Source organism: Bordetella genomosp. 11 (assembly GCF_002261215.1).
Lineage (GTDB): Bacteria > Pseudomonadota > Gammaproteobacteria > Burkholderiales > Burkholderiaceae_B > Bordetella_C.
On sequence record NZ_NEVS01000004.1, the window covers coordinates 80,065 to 97,675 of the forward strand.

The 17,611-nt window shown below is 67.4% G+C and carries 15 protein-coding genes; 8 read left to right on the top strand and 7 right to left on the bottom strand.

The annotated features are described in order from the left end of the window. The 3 genes from CAL28_RS07985 to CAL28_RS07995 are packed head-to-tail and all read right to left on the bottom strand — an operon-like array spanning position 1 to position 3,062. Positions 1-942, bottom strand: a complete 942-nt coding sequence (locus CAL28_RS07985; RefSeq protein WP_094840912.1) for a branched-chain amino acid ABC transporter permease — start codon at positions 940-942, stop codon at positions 1-3. Between the two features lie 20 nt (positions 943-962). Further along, positions 963-2,210 carry a branched-chain amino acid ABC transporter substrate-binding protein gene (locus CAL28_RS07990; RefSeq protein ID WP_094840913.1) on the bottom strand — a complete coding sequence of 416 codons (1,248 nt, stop codon included), beginning with the start codon at positions 2,208-2,210 and terminating at the stop codon, positions 963-965. 60 nt (positions 2,211-2,270) lie between these two features. After that, the gene (locus CAL28_RS07995; RefSeq protein WP_094840914.1) at positions 2,271-3,062 is read right to left on the bottom strand and encodes an SDR family oxidoreductase; all 792 of its coding nucleotides are present in this window, start codon (positions 3,060-3,062) and stop codon (positions 2,271-2,273) included. A 198-nt stretch (positions 3,063-3,260) separates the two neighbouring features. Here CAL28_RS07995 and CAL28_RS08000 point away from each other — a divergent pair, with 198 nt between their 5' ends. Further along, positions 3,261-5,273 carry a helix-turn-helix domain-containing protein gene (locus tag CAL28_RS08000; RefSeq protein ID WP_094840915.1) on the top strand — a complete coding sequence of 671 codons (2,013 nt, stop codon included), beginning with the start codon at positions 3,261-3,263 and terminating at the stop codon, positions 5,271-5,273. 30 nt (positions 5,274-5,303) lie between these two features. On the opposite strand, the gene CAL28_RS08005 is transcribed toward CAL28_RS08000, so the two are convergent. Continuing rightward, positions 5,304-10,178: a response regulator gene (locus CAL28_RS08005; protein WP_176463928.1), complete on the bottom strand. Its 4,875-nt coding sequence runs from the start codon at positions 10,176-10,178 to the stop codon at positions 5,304-5,306. Between the two features lie 294 nt (positions 10,179-10,472). On the opposite strand from CAL28_RS08005, the gene CAL28_RS08010 reads away from it, so the two are divergent. Together CAL28_RS08010 and CAL28_RS08015 are read left to right on the top strand one after the other, a co-directional pair. Further along, on the top strand, positions 10,473-11,537 hold the full coding sequence (locus CAL28_RS08010; RefSeq protein ID WP_094840917.1) for a hypothetical protein: 1,065 nt from the start codon (positions 10,473-10,475) through the stop codon (positions 11,535-11,537). 66 nt (positions 11,538-11,603) lie between these two features. After that, positions 11,604-12,650 (top strand): hypothetical protein, encoded by a 1,047-nt coding sequence (locus tag CAL28_RS08015; protein WP_094840918.1) that lies wholly within the window; start codon positions 11,604-11,606, stop codon positions 12,648-12,650. Between the two features lie 99 nt (positions 12,651-12,749). Here CAL28_RS08015 and CAL28_RS08020 read toward each other — a convergent pair whose 3' ends face one another. Next, a complete protein-coding gene (locus CAL28_RS08020) occupies positions 12,750-13,631 on the bottom strand; it encodes an EamA family transporter (protein ID WP_094844476.1) in 882 nt (293 codons plus the stop codon). Positions 13,632-13,857: 226 nt separating this feature from the next. Between CAL28_RS08020 and CAL28_RS08025 the strand changes: the two genes are divergently transcribed. Continuing rightward, complete coding sequence (locus CAL28_RS08025; RefSeq protein WP_094840919.1) at positions 13,858-14,109, top strand: hypothetical protein; 252 nt, start codon at positions 13,858-13,860, stop codon at positions 14,107-14,109. Between the two features lie 188 nt (positions 14,110-14,297). Further along, positions 14,298-14,519: a hypothetical protein gene (locus tag CAL28_RS08030; RefSeq protein ID WP_094840920.1), complete on the top strand. Its 222-nt coding sequence runs from the start codon at positions 14,298-14,300 to the stop codon at positions 14,517-14,519. 10 nt (positions 14,520-14,529) lie between these two features. Here CAL28_RS08030 and CAL28_RS08035 read toward each other — a convergent pair whose 3' ends face one another. Next, complete coding sequence (locus CAL28_RS08035; RefSeq protein ID WP_176463929.1) at positions 14,530-15,627, bottom strand: DUF748 domain-containing protein; 1,098 nt, start codon at positions 15,625-15,627, stop codon at positions 14,530-14,532. Positions 15,628-15,932: 305 nt separating this feature from the next. Here CAL28_RS08035 and CAL28_RS08040 point away from each other — a divergent pair, with 305 nt between their 5' ends. Continuing rightward, the gene (locus tag CAL28_RS08040) at positions 15,933-16,181 is read left to right on the top strand and encodes a hypothetical protein (protein ID WP_094840922.1); all 249 of its coding nucleotides are present in this window, start codon (positions 15,933-15,935) and stop codon (positions 16,179-16,181) included. A gap of 79 nt (positions 16,182-16,260) precedes the next feature. Here CAL28_RS08040 and CAL28_RS08045 read toward each other — a convergent pair whose 3' ends face one another. Next, positions 16,261-16,569, bottom strand: coding sequence for a hypothetical protein (locus tag CAL28_RS08045; protein WP_141218153.1), 309 nt, complete (start codon positions 16,567-16,569; stop codon positions 16,261-16,263). A gap of 217 nt (positions 16,570-16,786) precedes the next feature. Between CAL28_RS08045 and CAL28_RS08050 the strand changes: the two genes are divergently transcribed. Both CAL28_RS08050 and CAL28_RS08055 read left to right on the top strand, forming a co-directional pair. Next, positions 16,787-17,062 (top strand): hypothetical protein, encoded by a 276-nt coding sequence (locus CAL28_RS08050; protein WP_094840924.1) that lies wholly within the window; start codon positions 16,787-16,789, stop codon positions 17,060-17,062. Further along, positions 17,059-17,553: an NUDIX domain-containing protein gene (locus CAL28_RS08055; protein WP_094840925.1), complete on the top strand. Its 495-nt coding sequence runs from the start codon at positions 17,059-17,061 to the stop codon at positions 17,551-17,553. The genes CAL28_RS08050 and CAL28_RS08055 overlap by 4 nt, the downstream gene beginning before the upstream one ends. The last annotated feature ends 58 nt before the right edge of the window (positions 17,554-17,611 follow it).

Consider the following 17,611-nt stretch of genomic DNA (forward strand, 5'->3'; position numbering starts at 1 on the left):
TTACTCCTTCTCGCCCATGAGGCCGCCGGGCCTGACCAGCAGGATCAGCAGCATGATGGCGAAAGGCAGAGTGCCTGCCAGGCTGGACAGGCTCAGCGTCATCAGGCCGCCGATGCCGCGCGCCCAGTCTCCCAGGCCGAACCAGGCGAAGAGGTCCGCCAGGCTGGCATCCACGGCCACCGCCAGCGACGTGACGATGCCGATCAGCAGCGAGGCCAGCATCGCGCCGACCAGCGAGCCCAGGCCGCCGACGACGACCACCACGAACACCATGACGCCCAGCTCCAGCGCCATATTGGGATTGGTGGTGTAGAAGGCGCCCGCCACCGCGCCCGCCAGTCCGGCCAGCGCGGCACCCGCGCCGAAGACGCCCATGAAGACCAGCGGAACGTTATGCCCCAGCGCTTCCGCCATGCGCGGCTTGTGGATCGCCGAGCGCACCACGATGCCTACCCGCGTGCGGGTCAGGACCAGGTAGATGGCGACGAACATCAGGATCGCGATGCCGCCCATCAGCACGCGGTAGGCCGGATACTGCGTGCCTCCGATGCTGAAGGCGGAGAAATCCAGCGACGCGGGCACGCGGTAATCGACCGGATAGTTGCCGAAGATCAGCTTGATCGATTCCGCGATGATGAACGACAGGCCGAAGGTCAGCAGCAACTCGTGCGCGTGGCCGTGATGATGCACGCGGCGCAGGAAATAGCGTTCCACTACGACGCCGACCAGCCCGACCAGCAGGGGCGATACGATCACGGCGGGCCAGAAGCCGATCGCGCCCTGCAGTGCATAGGCGAAGTAGGCGCCCAGCATGTAGAAGGACGCGTGAGCGAAATTCAGCACGCCCATCATGCCGAAGATCAGCGTCAGGCCGGCGGACACCATGAACAGCAATAGTCCATAGATGACGCCGTTCAGCAGCGAAAACAGGATTTGGTCCATGGCGGCGGCCGCGCGTCGGTTCAGGCCGGCCGCTTCATCTTGCAGGTGGCTTGCGCCGGCGTGGATGCTTGCTGCGCCGTAAGCAGCAGGACCGGCTTGAACCCCATATCGGTGCCGTCCACCTTGTACCTGGCATCGCGCGTCACCGTCGAAACCACCATGGGGAGCTGCGCCTGGTGGTCCGACGCGCGCATGCTGATCTCGCCCATGGGGGTCGGGATGCGCGCCGTTTCCAGCGCCTTGGCGAATTCGTTGACGTTCAACGCGCCGTTGGCGGGAGGCGTGCGCTTGAGCGCGTCGGCGACCATCCTCATGCCGTAGAACGTTTGCGGTTCGACGAACACCGGAATGTGGCCGGTCTTGGCCTTGTAATCGTCGACGAATTGCGCGGCGTCATCGCCGCCGGCCTCGGCATTGAAGGTATGGACAACGAAGTTGCCCACGGCCAGTTCGCCCGCATTGGCCAGATTGCCCGGCTGGTCCAGGTACACGGTGCCGTAGCGCGCTTTCAGGCCGGCCGCCTTCGATGCCTTCATCAGCAGGAGCAGGTCGTTGGACCAGTTGCCGGTGATCACCGTATCGGCGCCGGAGGCGGCGATCTTCGCGACGTAGGGAGAAAAATCCTGGATCTTGTTGACGTCGTGCAGCGTCTTTTCCACCACCGTGTAGCCGCCCAGCTTCTGGTCGTCGACGATGGCTTTCTCCATGTCCTGGCCCCAGGAATAATTCTGGTTGATGGAGTAGACCTTGGTGCCCAGCGCGTTGGCCTTGCGCATGCCTTCGATCAGCGACTTGGTGCGGACCTCGGCATTGCCGGCGAAGCGGAAGTGGTAGAAGTTGCACTTTTCGCCGGTAAGCTCCAGCGCTTCGGCACCTACGTTGATGTAGACCATCTCCTTGCCGGGGTTGCGCAGGTTGTACTTGCGCACGTCCTCGGTGATCTGCCCGCCGATGGCCGAGGACGCGCCTTGCACGACGATCTGCACGCCGTCGGCGGCGGCCGCCTTGAGCTTGTCGGCCGCGCCGGCCGGGCCGCCCTGGTTATCGTATTCCAGCAGTTGCACCGGTTCGCCGTTCCATCCGCCGGCCGCGTTGATCTGGTCGATGGCATAGCGCACCGCCGTCCGGTATGCCTGGCCGGAGGACGCCTGCGGCCCGGACAGCGTTTCCACCAGGCCGATCTTCACCGGCGCCGCCGATGCGGGCATGGCGCTGAAGATACCCAACGCGGAAACGACGGCGATGGCCGGAAGGTCGAGCTTGTTCATGGTTGTCTCCTGGTTTTTTTGAATGGAACTGAGGTGGTGGCGGGACCTCGGCCCGGGCGGTCACAGATATTCCACGTTGCCGTCCACGCTGATCGCTTGCCCGGTCACGTTGCGCGCGGCCGGCGAGCAGAGGAACAGCGCCATCGCGGCGACATCCTCGGCCGTTACCATGCGGCGCAGCGAGATCTTGCGCAGATACTCCTGTCGCATGGCTTGCTCCGGCACGCCGGCCGCCGCCGCGCGCGCGCCTATCACGCTGTCCATGCGGTCGCCTTCCACCACCCCGGGCAGGATGGCATTGGCGCGCACGCCATGCGGGCCCAGCTCGATCGCCAGCGATTTCATCAGGCCGACGATGGCCCATTTGGTCGAGGCATAAGGGGTGCGCAGCGGGTAGCCGAGCCGGCCCGCCACGGAGCTCATGGCGATCAGGCAGGGGTGGTGGGGCGAGTCCTTCAGCAGCGGTACCGCGCGGGACGCGAAATAGAAGTGGCTGTTCAGGTTCACGTCGACGGTGCGGTCCCAGTCGCCACGCGCCAGCTGTTCCACCGGGCCGGTCGGTCCGGCGATGCCGACGTTATTGACCAGGACGTCCAGGCCGCCCAGGGCGTTCCTGACGTCGTCGAAGACGGTGTCCACGTCGCGGGCGACGGATGCGTCGGCCGTGCTGGTAGTGATTTCCGGCGCCTCGGCCGTCAGCCGGTCCAGCGCGGCGCGGTCGATATCGCACACGTGGACGCGGGCGCGGGCTTCCCGGAAAGCCCGCGCCACGGCGGCCCCGATGCCGGCGCCGCCGGCGGTGACGAGGACGCGCAGGCCCGGCATGGGTCGCAGCGAGTCGATGACGCTCATGGACACGTGTTTGTCTCCCGATTTCCAGCAAGTACGGTGAGTGTCCCGGAAACGGGCGGTCCAGGCTATGTGCGATTCTCACACTAACAAGCCCATGTTGATATGATGTTCGCACTCAAGGGGTGTTCGATCCGGTTCCGGCGGGCTGTCCGGCAAACGGTGCCGACGCCCGGCCTTCTCCTTCCGTCGCGGCGGTCCATGGAACGCAAAAGACAAACAGGCAATATGCCGCTGGCCGCGGCGGAACCCGGTATCGACGCCATCGCCGCCGATCTCCTGGGCCTGCTGCACGCCAATGCGCCGGCGGACGACTTCGCCGCCCGGCTGGCCTCCCTGGAGGCCCTGCCGGACGGGTTGCCGCGCAAGAGCGGCCTGGTCGAACTTGCCCGCATGGCGATGGGCCTGCGTCACCGGCTGGAACAGCACGAGCAACGCGAGCGGGGCATGCTGGCGGTGATCGACTCGGCGCAGGATCTGGCCAGCCGCCTCGATCTGCCCGAACTGCTGCAGGCGATCGTGACGCGGGCGAGGGATCTGCTGCGGGCGCACCTGTGCTGGCTGACCATCTATGACGCGGAGGCCGGCGAATTCAAGGTCGTGGTGGCCGATGGCGCCATTGCCCAGCGCACCGGCAGGATGACGGCCAAGCGCAAGCTCGGTGTCGCGGGCGTGGTCATGTCCACGCGATTGCCTTTCTCCACGCCGGATTACCTGCACGACAACCGCTTTACCCACGACCCGGACCTGGACGACATTTTCCGCGACGAGGGCGTGGCGGCGCTGGTGGGCGCGCCGCTGATCTGGGAAGACAACGTTATCGGCCTGCTGTTCGTGGCCGATCGCTATCACCGGACCCATACGGCGCTGAACGTCTCCATCCTTTGCACGCTGGCGACGCACGCCGCCGTGGCGATCAACAACGCCAAGGCCTTCGCGGACGCGCGCGCGGCGCTGGAGAAAACCGGCCAGGCACGCGCCGAACTGGAGCGGCACGCGCGCGATGTCCAGGATGCCGTGGAAGCGCACGAGCGCCTGACCTCGCTGCTGGCCCGGGGCGAATCGCTGGGGGAACTGTGCCAGGCCATCGCCCAGCTGCTGCAGGGCAGTATCCTGGTACTGGACGAAGCGCATCACGTCATCGGCCGCGCCGTGGCGCCGGGCTACGCGGGCCGTGCAGCCGATGCCTACGATCCCTACGGGCCGTATGGCGGCGCGCTCGCGCAAGCCCTGAAGGACAGCCGGCGGGCCGGCCGCTCCACCATCGCCTACGAAAGCGATGGCGAGATTTGCCGCGCGATCGCGGTGATCGGCGGCGACGGCGTGCTGGGCGCCGTCCTGCTGTTCCGGCACGAGGACATGCGCGATATCTCCATCCGGACATTCGAGCGAAGTTCGAGCGTCATCGGCATCGTGCTGCTGTCGCAGGAGCGCATGGAGGCAAGCCGGAACCGCGACGTTTCCGAGTTCCTGCGGTCGCTGGTGTCGCCCCGGCAGGGCGAACCCGCGCTGGCGCGCGACCGGGCCGATCGCTTCGGCCTGGACCTGTCGCGGCCCTTGTCGCTGACGCTGGTCGAGTCGGACCGGCCCAAACCCCTCTTTCTGGCGCGGCGCCTGCGCGATGGCCTGGCGCTGCCCTGGCTGGCGGTGGACGAAGTCGACGGCGTCCTGGTGCTGGTGTGCGCGGCGGAAAGAACGGCGGCGGTACTGCGGGCCTTCGGCGATTTCGCGCGCCGCGAACTCGGCGAGGCCTATCGCGGGGTCGTGTCGCGCCCGGTCCGCAGCCCGGCGGAAATGCCGGCCCTGTATGCGGCGCTACGGCGTGCGCTGGCCGTCGTCGGGCGGCTGGGCATGCGCGGCCGCATCGTCGACCAGAACGAGATGGCGTTGTATTCGGTCCTGTTCGAAAGCCAGGATCGCGCGGGCCTGGATGCTTTCCTGGCGGCGACCATCGGCGCCGTGACGGAGTACGACGCGCAACGCGGAACCGAACTGGCGGCTACGCTGCTGGCTTATTTCGATCATGGGCAGAACGCCACGACGACGGCAGCCGCGCTGTCGATTCATGTCAACACGGCGCGCCAGAGGCTGGCCAGCGCCGAAGCGCTGCTGGGCGATTGGCGCGATGGCGGCCGCGCCCTGGAAATCCACGTGGCCCTGCGCTTGTGGCGGATAGGTGTCGCCGGCCGGCCGCCCGCGCCGGAAGCCGCATAGGGATCGCCGGCCGCGCATACCGGCAGGCCATCATTCCATCTGCTGCAGCGTATCCAGGGCGCGCGCCAGGTCCTCCGGTGTATAGGGCTTGAGCAGATGCAGCGCGCCGGCCAGCGTGCCGTCGAGCGCGTCCGCATCCGCATCCAGGCCGGAGGCGAAGACGATTCGCAGGCCGGGAAGCTGGCGTCGGGCCTGGGCCGCCAGCTCCACGCCCGAGACGCCCGGCAGGCCGATATCCGTCATCAGGACGTCGACGTTGCCCTGGTCCAGCGCGGCCAGCGCGGCCGTCGCATGGCTGGCCGGCACTACGGTGTGTCCCATGGCTTCCAGCATTTCCGCCGTGCTGGAACGTATCAGGCCGTCGTCTTCCACCAGCAGCACGCGCAGGGCGGCGGCCGCGGTGCCGTCGCGCGCGGCCGCCGGCAGCGGCAGGTTGCGCTGGCGGGCCGCCTGCGCGGCGTTGCGCTGCTGCTGGTTGCGCAGGACGTGGCGGATCTTGCGCGCCAGCGCCTCGCGCGTGTAGGGCTTGCTGAGCAGATCGATGCCTTCGTCCAGCCGGCCGCCGTGCACGATGGCGTTCTCCGTATAGCCGGACGTGAACAGCACCGCGACATTCGGCAGGCGCTCGCGCGTCTTGCGCGCCAGCTCGGGGCTGCGCAAGGGGCCCGGCATGACGACGTCGGTGAACAGCAGGTCGATGGGCACGCCGCTCTCCACGATGGCCAGCGCGCTTTGCGCGTCCTTGGCCTTGAGCACGCTGTAGCCCAGTTCGGCCAGCATTTCCACGACGGTGGCGCGGACGTCTTCGTCGTCCTCGACGGCGAGGATGGTCTCGCTGCCGCCGGCGATGGGTCCGGTATCGGTCTCGGTCGCCAGGTCCTCTTGCTGCCGTTCGCGCGGCAGGTACAGGCGCACGGTGGTCCCTTGTCCGGGTTCGCTATAGATCTTGATATGGCCGTTGGATTGCTTGATGAAGCCGTACACCATGCTCAGGCCCAGGCCGGTCCCGCGCCCCTCCGGCTTGGTGGTGAAGAACGGCTCGAAAACGTGCTCCAGCACGTCCGGGGTCATGCCGGCGCCGGTATCCGTCACCGCGACCATGACGTACTGCCCCGGTTTGACGTCGGCATTGCGCAGGGCATAGTCGTCGTCCAGCAGCGCGTTGCCGGCCTCGATAGTGAGCTTGCCGTGCCCCTGCATGGCGTCGCGGGCGTTGATGGCCAGATTCAGCAGGGCATTCTCCACCTGCGAGGGATCGACCAGGGTATTCCAGAGTCCGCCGGAGACGACGGTTTCGATTTCGATGCCATCGCCCAGGGCGCGCCGCAGCATGTCGTCCAGCCCGCGGATGAAGCGGCCCAGGTTGACGACCTTGGGCGCCAGCGGCTGGCGGCGGCCGAAGGCCAGCAACTGCGAGGCCAGCTTGGCGCCGCGCGCGACGCTGGTCAGCGCATTGCGGACGCGCTTGCCGGCGCGCTCGTCGCCCGCGACGTCCATGGCGAGCAGTTGCAGATTGCCGCCGATGACCTGCAGCAGATTGTTGAAGTCGTGCGCGACGCCGCCGGTCAGCTTGCCCACGGCTTCCATCTTCTGCGCCATCCTCAGGGCTTCCTCGGCCTGGCGCAAGGCCTCGGCGGCTTCCTTGTCCGCCGTGACGTCGCGGCCCACGCCGTGCACGCGGTCATGTTCGGGGTCGGGCGACAGCGTCCACGAAATCCAGCGCCAGAGCCCGGCCGCGGTGCGCATGCGGCATTCGAAAGCGGCCGGGCGCGCATGCTCGCGCAGGGTACGCAAGGCAGCCGCGGCGGCCGCGTGGTCGTCCGGGTGCAACAGATCCTTGTAATGGTGCGTGGCCAGGGTATCGCGGCTATGGCCGAGCACGCGGGTCCACGACGGACTGGCGCGCAGCAGCCTGCCGTTGTAGTCGCCGATCGCCAGCAGGTCCTCGCTGAGCTCCCACAGGCGCTCGCGTTCGGCCACGGCTTCGGTCACGCGTAGTTCCAGGGTTTCGTTGAGCTGCCGCAGTGCCTGTTCGGCGCGGGACCGCCGGGCGATCTCGTTCTGCGCGGCCTGGTAAAGGCTGGCGTTGTCGATCGCGATGGCGGCCTGGGAGGCAATGCCGGTAGCCAGGCGTTCCGCTGCCTCGTCGAACACGCCGCGTTCCGAATGGCCGAAGAACAGCCCGCCCAGCACCTCGCCGGTGCGCGACACGACGGGCACCGCCAGGTAGCTGCGCACCGGCAGATGGCCGGGCGGCATGCCGCGGCGGGGCGCGTTTTTCCCGTAGCGGGGATCCTGCGTGATGTCGTCGGAGCGAACGATGCCCTCGCCCCTGAACGTCGGCCCGAACACAGCGGTACTGCGCGGCATCGGGAATCCCGCGAAGGCTTCTTTCGGTGCGCCCGACAGCGTGTACAAGGTATAGCGCGCGCCGGCATCGTCCAGCACGTTGTAGAAAAACGCCCCGAAGGCCGCGCCGGTCAATTCCGTCGCCGCGTCGGTGACGGCCTGCACCGCGCGGCCCAGGTCCAGCTCGGCCGCGATCGTGGTGCCGACGCGATTCAGCACTTCCAGGATGCGGGCATCCTCGGTCAACTGGCCGGCCGTCTCCTGCCGCAGGCGGTACATCTTGACGTTGCTGGCCACCCGCGCCATCAGCTCGCGCGCGGAAAAGGGCTTGGTCAGGTAGTCATCCGCGCCCGCGCCCAGCCCCTCGACGCGCGCTTCCTCGCCCGCGCGCGCGGACATCAGCAGCACGGGGATCTCGCGCAACTGCGCATCGGCGCGCACCTCCGCCAGCAGCCCGTAGCCGTCCAGGCCCGGCATCATGATGTCGGAAAGAATCAGGCTGGGCGGCTGGCGGCGAGCCGCCGCCAGGGCATGGTGGCCATCCACGCAGGTTTCCACGCGATAGCCGGCCGAAGCCAGCATGCGGCCGACGTAGTCGCGCAGGTCCGCGTTGTCGTCGACCACCAGCACGCGATCCGTGCGGCCCGTGCTGTCGGCAATACCCGTATCCAGCATGGACGACAGCGTCGGCGCCTGCGCGGGCAGGATCTCGCCTTCCGGTACCCAGCGCAGGGCGTCGGCCACGTAGGCCTGGGCGTTGACGCTGGTACCGCAGCCCGGACCGTCTTCCTGCGTCGCCGGGGCCGGCAGATGGGCCTTGCCCAGCGGCAGCGTGACGGTGAAGGTGGTGCCGACGCCGGGCTCGCTCTCGACCGCGATCGTGCCTCCGTGCAGGCGCACCAGTTCCTGTACCAGCGCCAGGCCGATGCCGCTGCCCTCGATACTGCGGCCGACCGCCCCGCTGACGCGGTGGAAGCGGTCGAATACGTGCGGCAATTCGTGGGCCGGAATACCGATGCCGCTGTCGCGCACCCGCATCTGGACCGCCGCCCCATCCGCGCTGGGTTGCAGCTCGACATGGATGCCACCGTCGAACGTGAACTTGAACGCATTGGACAACAGGTTCAGGACGATCTTTTCCCACATTTCCCGGTCGACGTAGGCCGCCTGCGGCAGGGGCGTGCAGTCCACCGTAAGCGCCAGGCCGGCTTTCTCGGTCGCCGACCGGAACAGCGATGCCAGTTCCACCGTCAGCGCGGGCAGATCGGTCGGCTGGAACTTGGCCTGCACACGCCCGGCCTCGATGCGGGAAAAATCGAGCAGGCTATTGACGAGCTTGAGCAGGCGCAGGCCGTTGCGATAGGTCAGGTCCACCAGCGCGTGCTGGCCGTCGCCTTCCTCGGAGCGACGCAGCAGCTCCTCCAGCGGGCCCAGCATCAGCGTCAGAGGGGTGCGGAATTCGTGGCTGATGTTGGAAAAGAACGTCGTCTTGACGCGATCGATCTCTTCCAGCGCATGCGCGCGGCGCCGCTCTTCCTCGTAGGCATAGGCATAAGCGAGGGCGGCGCTGATCTGGCCGGCCATCAGGTTGAGGAAGCCGCGATAGCTGTCGTCGACAAGACGATACGGGTTCAGGCCGACAATAAGGACCCCCGCCCGGCTGGTATCGGCGGTGGGCGCGATGGGCAGCAACGCCGCCCGCGACGGCGTATGCCGCCAGGGGCCGGAGGGCAGCGCCGTATCGAAACGGCCCGGCGGGATGTCCACGATGGCCAGCCCCTGGCGGCGCAGCGCCTCATGGACGGGCCATGCCGCGCCGGGACCCGCCTGCATGGTGTGCGGCGCGGCGGCGTGTCCGTCCTCGATGCCGCTGCTGCCCATCAGCGTGACCGTATCGCTGCCGGGTTCGGCGACGTACAGCATCGCGAAGGGAACGTCATAGGGATTCAGGCCCAGGGCGCGCGCGCCGAGACGGCAGGCCTCGTCCCAACTATGGGCCTGGGTGGTTACCGTGGCCAGTTCGCGCAGCAGCCGGACCTGCCGTTCCCCGATCACCCGCGCGGTGTCGTCGCTGTTGGCGCAGATGATGCCGCCCGCGTTGCCGTCATCCAGCGGGATGGGGCTGTACGAGAAGGTGTAGTAGGTTTCTTCCGGATAGCCGTTACGCTCCATGAGAAGAAACTTTTCCTCGACATAGGTGCCTTCCATGCCGCCCATGGCGGTGCGCAGCAGCGGCTCGATGTCGTCGGAGATCTCGCGCCAGACTTCCAGGGTCGGACGTCCGAGGGAAGCCGGATGCTTGCCGCCGATGATGCTTTTGTAGGGATCGTTGTAGAAGAAGATCAGGCTTTCACCCCAGCCGATCCAGATCGGCTGGCGGGACGCGAGCATGATGCGCAGGGCGGTCCGGAGGCTTTGCGGCCATTCCCGCGGCGGGCCGAGGGGAGTGGAGTTCCAGTCGTGAGCGCGGATCAACGCGCCCATTTCGCCGCCCCCAGCGAGGAACGACGGGGCCGCGTCGCGTTGCACGGAATCCGGGTCCAGGGGCTGCTCCATCTTCCTTTCCACTCCTTGCCGCATCGTGGGAATTGTTATGGCAGAGCAGGGCCCTTGAACGGCCGCTGCCGACAGCGGAGGACTATACCATCGCGCCTTGGCGCGGCCCCCTCTCCGATATGCGGCGAGCCCCCGCGCGCGGCCTTGCGCCATGCCTGGAAGAGACACGCGGTTCGCAGGAATTGCCCGGTGGGAATACGGGTTTTCCGCTGTCGGAAAAGCGGAACGCGTGCTGGGTTAACTCCACGTACCACGGCAAGGGCGGCGCGCCCTGGTTTTCATGGAGGCAGCCTTATGCAAATAGAAGGGTCCCACGGCATTCCCATTGCGGATCAGGGCGCGCCTCCGCGTCCGCCGGAGCCACAGCGCGATACGCTGGGGGGATTGATGACGGCGACGGTGGCCCCGGCGGTACAGCCTTATCGCGAGCGGCTCCTCGACATCCTCTATGTGGTCGACAGGACGCAGATAGGGCGGGAGTTGCTGTACGACATCCGCACGCTCGCGGGGCGGGGCCATCACCCGTTTGTCGACCTCGCCCCGCCCAGGGATATGCCGACGCGGGAGGCCTCGAAGCCCCATGGCCTGTTCCTCAGCGAAGCCACGCTGACGGCACCGGCCTCTGAAATCGGCCTGGCGCCGGAGGTCGAACATGCTCCTTCGGTGGTGCTGCGGCTGGTGCAAATCCGGAATGCGCTGGCGGCGCGCGCGCAAGGCAATCATGCCCGGCCCGTGCGGATCGAGCCCATCGATGTCCCCATGGATCCCATCGCCACGGTCGTGGCCTTCCGAAAGGAACTGCAGGCGTTGGGTGCGCTCGGGCCCAAGCCCGGCATCGCCGATGCCGCCGGCAGCGCGGCGGCGGTGCCTCGCCTGCCGATGCGGCCGATAGAGGCCCATGCGCCCTTGACGGCCGTGACGGACGGCTGCGAGGCGCGCGCCGTGTCGCTATTGTGCATTCCGTCCGGCAAGGATGCCGGGGACGTCCATCCTTACGAGGCGGTCACGGAGCCGGGCACGAACGGGCGGACTGCCGCCGCCGAGCCGACAGCGCGGCGCGTGTTCCGCTGGACCGAGCAGAAGGTGCAGGCGTTCAGGAACTTCGTGCTTCGCCGCCGCGATGGGGCCGGCGGCGACGCCCATCCCAAGCCTCCCGGCCCTGCGACGCCCGACAAACTTCCTCTGCAATGCGTCGCGGACGTCCCCGGCCAGGCCGCGTCCGCCGTGCACGAATCGCCGGAGCCTGCAGTCGGCACGCCCGAGCGTCCCATCATCAAGGGAACTGGGCGACCCAGCTTCCTTCGTCATCAACGTTCCCCGTCAGGCCGCTGGCCGAAGCAGGGGGAAGAATGGAAATAGACGCGGGACGACGAGTCTGTTCGCCCGCCTGTCCACTCGCCTCACGTACGCCCTAAAGGAGACTCCATGACGATTACCCCAAACGCCATCGCCACTACCCCTTCGATCCCGCTGGACACGGGTGTGCCCGCCCGGCCGCCGGCCCCCGCACTGGACCCGCTGGACGGGTTCCTGGACGCGTATCTCGCGCACGCCGTCAAGCCGCACCGTGAGCGCCTTGTCGATATCCTGCGCGTGATCGAAAACACGCCCTCGGGGCGGACCCTGTTGGATCACTTCCGGGATCGCGCACTGCAGGGCAATGCGTTGGTAGTGAACCTTCTGGCGCCGGGAACGCCGCTGCCCGAAGGCGCGGCCGCGCACGACCTGTGGCTGAACGAAGCGGACCTGACCTCGCATGCGCAGCAGATCGGCGTTCCGCCGGAAGTCCAGTATGCGCCATCGGTTTTCCAGAGCCTGTCGATGGCCCGCATGGCCTCGCTGGACACACAGCATGCCGATTCCACCCCGCAGCATTATGACGATCCCGCCATGCAGGCGCTTCAGGAACGATTCCGGCAGGAAATGTCGGTCCACGGCAATACGCTGTCCGGGCGCATGGATCGCGCACAAACCGTGCGGGCGATGCAAAGCGCCGGATCGATCCCGGACATGGCGATGCGGATGCCGCGCAACGGGTCGGCGCCGTCCTCGTTGGGCGCGGCGGATCCGGCAACGGACTCTCGCAAGTCGTCGGCCGCGTCCCGCAACTTGCTGCCTATCGCCGCAGCGCCCTCCGTGTCCAATGGCCAGGGCAACTCGACCGATACCGCTTCCGCCGCCAAGTCCACGAAGCCGCGCCGCCGCTTGACCCAATGGGTAAGCAAGCGCTTCTCGGGGCTTATCGACACCGTGGCCAGGTTGCGCCGCGACCGCCAGGCCGCCAGGACGGCTTCCGTGCCGCAATCGGACATCTACCGCGGCAGCTCGGCCAGCAATGTGTCGCAGACGTCCACGGGCCTGCAAGGCGTGGCCGCGCAGTCCGACGCGCAGTCCGACGCGCAGGGCGGGACGCCCAGGGCCGACGACGGCATCGGTCGTCGCGGCTCGGCGGCGGGTGAGGCCCGGTCGTAAGGCAGCACCGCGCTGTTGACCATTCGCCCGGCGTCACGCAGCCGGGCGAATGGCGCAGCGGCAGTCCGGCCCGTCTGGCCGCCGTGTGAAGCGGGCCGGCTAGGCGGGCCGATCCGCACGCGTCCGCAAGCGTCCGCCAAAGGTGTTGATCAGCAATCCCGCCATCACCAGCAGGGCGCCGCCGATCTGCGGCACCGAAGGGATTTCGCCCAGCAATGCCGCCGCGGCCGCCAGGCCGATAACCGGGATCAGCAGCGAGAACGGCGCCACCTGGGCCGCCGGATGGCGCGACATCAGCCACGCCCATAAGCCGTAGCCAACCAGCGTCGCGATGAAGGACAGGTAGAGCACCGCGAACACCGACGACCCGTCGATCGATGCGAGCGCGCCGTGGATGCGATCGGGTCCCTCCAGCCACCAGGACAGCGCGAAAAACGGGATGGGCGGAATCAGGCTTCCCCAGACCACCAATCCCAGCATGTCCGCCTTGCCGGCCTTTTTGGTGGCGATATTTCCCAGGCCCCACATCAGCGCCGCGCACAGCGTCAGGATGAAGCCCATCAGCGTCATGCCGGTGCCGCCTTGTTCGCCGATCAATGCCAGGCCGCAGGCCGCGACGACCAGGCCCACGGCATTGTGCGCGTGGAAACGCTCATGCAGCAGCAGTGCGCCCAGCGCCACCGTGAAGAACGCCTGGGCTTGCAGCACCACCGACGCCAGGCCCGCCGGCATGCCCACGGCCATGGCGGTGAAGAGAAAAGCGAATTGGCCCAGGGAGATGGTGGCGCCGTAAGCCACCAGCCAGCGCAGCGGGATGGCGGGCCGCTTGACGAAAAAGATGGCGGGAACGGCCGCCAGCGTAAAGCGCAGTCCGCCCAGCAGCATGGGAGGGATGCCATGCAGGCCGACCTTGATAACGACGAAGTTCATTCCCCAGGCCAGAATGACGACGAAGGCCAGGGCCAGATCGCGGAGTGGCATCGCGGCTCCCTGATGAAACACGGACATGAAAGGCAGACGCGATTGTCCTATATTCCGGCAACATGGGCCGCCGACACGGGCTGCGATACCGTCCGGCAACATGGGCATGGGCTGGCAGCATGAGTCGGCAACACGGGCCAGCAATACAGGCCAGCAATACAGGCCAGCAACATAATCGGCCACGGTTGGCCGTCGAGGCCGCAGCGGACAGTTCAGGGGAAAATGCATGCGCGATACCGAATCGTTCGAATACCGCGGCCATCGGGTCACTATCGAAATCCGCCAGCCTTCGGCGGAATCGGATACCGGCGTCTATATGACGACCATTATGGTCGCCGGCCCGGCCGCGGACGGCTCGTTCGCGCCGCCCGAGTACCTTTGCAAGCGCTCGCAGTATGTATTCCTTGACGATGCCGCCGCCCGCGAGGCCGCCGTTACGCGCGCCAAGGCTTACATCGACGACCGGCTAGCGCGGTGACATGGCTCGGTGGCAGGGGCGAGCCCGCATAGTTGCGGCGCTGATATGGCTCCGCGTCAAGGCCGAGGCCGCATGGTTGCGCTGTGACAGGGCTCGATGTCAAGGGCAAGGCCCCATGGCCGCCTGGCGGCATGGCTTGGCATAGCGTTTGCGGAAAGACCAATTCACACGGAAACAAGGAAACCGCCATGACGCTTGCTTCGCCCATCGATCCGGTACAGCCGGTCCGCCCCATCGGACCGATCGACCCCGGCCTGCCCGAAAACCCCGATATCCCGCCCAAGGACCCCGTGCCGGGCCCGGGCAAGCCGCCTTCCGATACGCCCGTTCCGCCCGCGCCGGGCAAAGGACGGGACGAAGGATTGCCGATGCCGGGCCCCAGCGCCCCGGACGGCGGCTGGGTGGCCTGACGCCGGCTCGCTATTTGCCCAGCAGTTCCCCCAGCGCGCCGCCCAGTCCCTTGACCGCCGAGCCCACGCCTTCCGCCACGCCTTCGACGCTGACGCCCAGGGCCTTGGCAAAGCCGCCGACGATGCGGGTGGATAGATCGTCGGTCAAGGAGAACTTCGGATCCTTCAGGCTGCCCTGCAGGGTGAAGTCGAAATTCACTTCGCCCTTGCGGTTTTCCAGGGCCGCCATGACGGCCTTGCGCGGCAAGTCGCCAAGGCCGCCGCTGTTGCTGAATTCCACGTCGCGCAGCTTGGCCTTGCCCTGGGCGGAGAGCTGCTGGTCGCGTATGTGGGTGGTCATGTCCAGGTCCATCTGGCCCGCCGCCAGGATCGACGGCGCGTGCCTTTGCAGATAGGGCGACAGCAGGCCGACGTCGGCGCCGGTGGTCGTGGTGCGGATATCCGCGTCGTGGCTGGGCAGCGCAAGCCAGCCATCGACGGTGACGGTGCCTCGCCGCTGCTTGCCCACCATCTGGCCGCGCAGCTGGATCTGGGTGTGCGCGTCGTTGGCGGGTGCATGCAGCGGGCCTATCTCCGCGTGGACGTTCTCGAACGGCACCCGATAAGGGGTTTTGGCGATGCGGCCGTCGAAGAAGTCCAGGCGGCCCTTGTCCAGCACGATCTTGCCGACCGAGGTTTCGCGCTTGGAACGGCCTTGTTCGTCGGTATCTTCGCCGCGCGCCTGGGCGCGCTCGCGGGCGCGCTGGCGCAGCGTCGGCAGGACCTGCAGGCTGCCGTCCGCAGAGCGCAGGACGGAGAGGTAGTAATCGGTGATTTCCACGCGGCGGATATCGAGGCGGTCCGAAAGCAGGGAGCGCCAGTCCGGTTCCAGCGTCACGCGCGCGGCGCGCAGGGTCTGGCGCGATGGCCAGTCGGGCGGGGCGCCGATTTCCACGTCCTGCAGCACGATGCGCGTCCAGCCCACATCGATATGCGCGGCGTGGCCTTTGTCGCCCATCATGTCCTGGATACGGCTGACGACAACACGCGAAGCAATATGCAGCCCCCCGACGACGATCACGGCCAGCAGGACAAGGGTGAGGATGGCGATTTTGGCGGGTTTTCTCATGGGGCGGGCACTTCTATCTATCTGTTCTATCCATTTATATAAGCGGACCTGCGGAACGGTCCCGGCCTTGGCCTTATAGCGTCGATGTTGGCCTGATACGGCAAAGACGGCAACCCTATCCCGATGGCCGATGCGGTATCGGAACCGTGGATGCGCAGAGCCGGCAGTCGGGGCGCAAAACGGACGTGCTAGCATGCGCCGCCTGGACAGGCGGACAATCGATGCAGGACCGCTACACCACGATGCACGTTCCGGCCGGTCGCCATCGCCGGCCGGGGACGCCCACCGTATACCGAGGCATAGTCATGGACACCGACGAAAAACTGGCTCTTATCGCACAAACCATCGCTCATCAGGGCGGCCAGATCAGCGCATTGACCGCGTCGCTGCTGTGCGTGCTGCATATCGCGCGTGGCACACCGGGCCTGCGCGAGGCCGTGGAAAGCCGCCTGGAGCAGAACTATGCGGGCTTGCTTGCGCGCTCCGAAAGCCAGCAATACGTCGCCGGCTTCGAGTCGATGCGCGACGGCGTCCTGGCCGCCTTGAAGTCTTGATATCGAAGGGCCGAGTGTGCGGCTGCCGCGCCGGCGCCATAGGGGCGCCTGCGCGAACGGCCGCGCAAATGCGGCCCGCTTATTCCCCTTTCGGTTGACCGGCCGCGTGCGCGCCGGTAGCCGGGGCCGACGCTCCGACCGCGGGCGCGCCAGTCCCGTGTTCTTCCGCCTGCCGCGCGCCTTCGCCGGGCAGGATGGCATCGACGATTGCGTCGCCCAGGCCCTCGCGCAGTCCCAGCGCGTCCCGGCCCTGCGGCGTGACCTCCAGATTTCCCTGTTCCCGGGCAACCAGCCCGCGCTCCAGCAAGTCTTCCGTCCCCGGGGCATTCCCCGCCAATTCGCCGGCGTGAATTTGTTTAAGCAGTTGTAGTTGTTGCTCGGTCAACATGGCCGCCTCCGCGTGGCCGGCACTGATGTGCACGGCGCTTTTCGACCTATACAGCTGCAAGTCGCATTCCCGATCAATGCGCCGGCGGACCCGTTTTTGCCCCTCTGGCGGGAAAACCCGGGTTAACTTTTTGTCATTTGATGGTTACAAAACATTCCGCGACATGTCATGCGCCGGCGGTATGCTGCGCTGTGCAGCTTCGTACAGGGGAGAACGTGTGCATCGAAATAACGACGTCTACAAGGGTTACCGTTTGACCGCCAAGGTGGCGCGGGATGTGCCTCCGCCCGTGGATGGCGGGGCGCCGGTGTTCCGCGCGGTGGTGTGCGTGGCGCCAGCTTCGTTGCAGCCCACGGATGGCGACGAATATCCCATTCCACGCTTTATGGATGGCGGCTTCGTTTACAGCCCCGCCGAGGCCGTCCATGCGGCCGTGGCCTATGGACGCGAAATCGTCGATGGCCTGTGTGGAGCGCGCCTGGCCGCGTCATGACAGGCTTTGCCCAGTCCACACTGGGACGGCTGCGAGCCCTGGTGGGGCCACGGCCTTTGCTGTGCCCATGCGTGCGTGTCGTATTGGAGCGGGCCGATGGGGCCATCCTGTTGCACGCGCGCGCCGACTTCGCCGGTATGTGGGGTTTGCCGGGCGGACACATCGAGGTGGGCGAATCCGCGACGCAGGCCGCGCGCCGCGAAGTGCGGGAAGAGACCGGGCTCGCGGTCGGGGACCTGCATCCTTTCGGGCATGCGTCGGACCCGGCAGTAGAAATCGTGACCCTGCCCAATGGCGATGTCTGCCACTACCACGCCGTGCTGTTCCACTGCACCGGATTCCAGGGGGAGATGCGCGGCGACCCGCTCGAAACCCCCGACCTGCGCTGGGTGGACCCGGCTGCCGCGCCTTTGCCGATGATGCCGCATGTGCGTGCCACCGTCGATGCATTCCGGCGCTATCGCGGCGGCGCCGGGTTCCAGTTGCTGTAGACGGACGCCCCACGGGCCGCGAAAGTGGCCGCCCGCGAATGGCCTGCCCGCCGCGCGC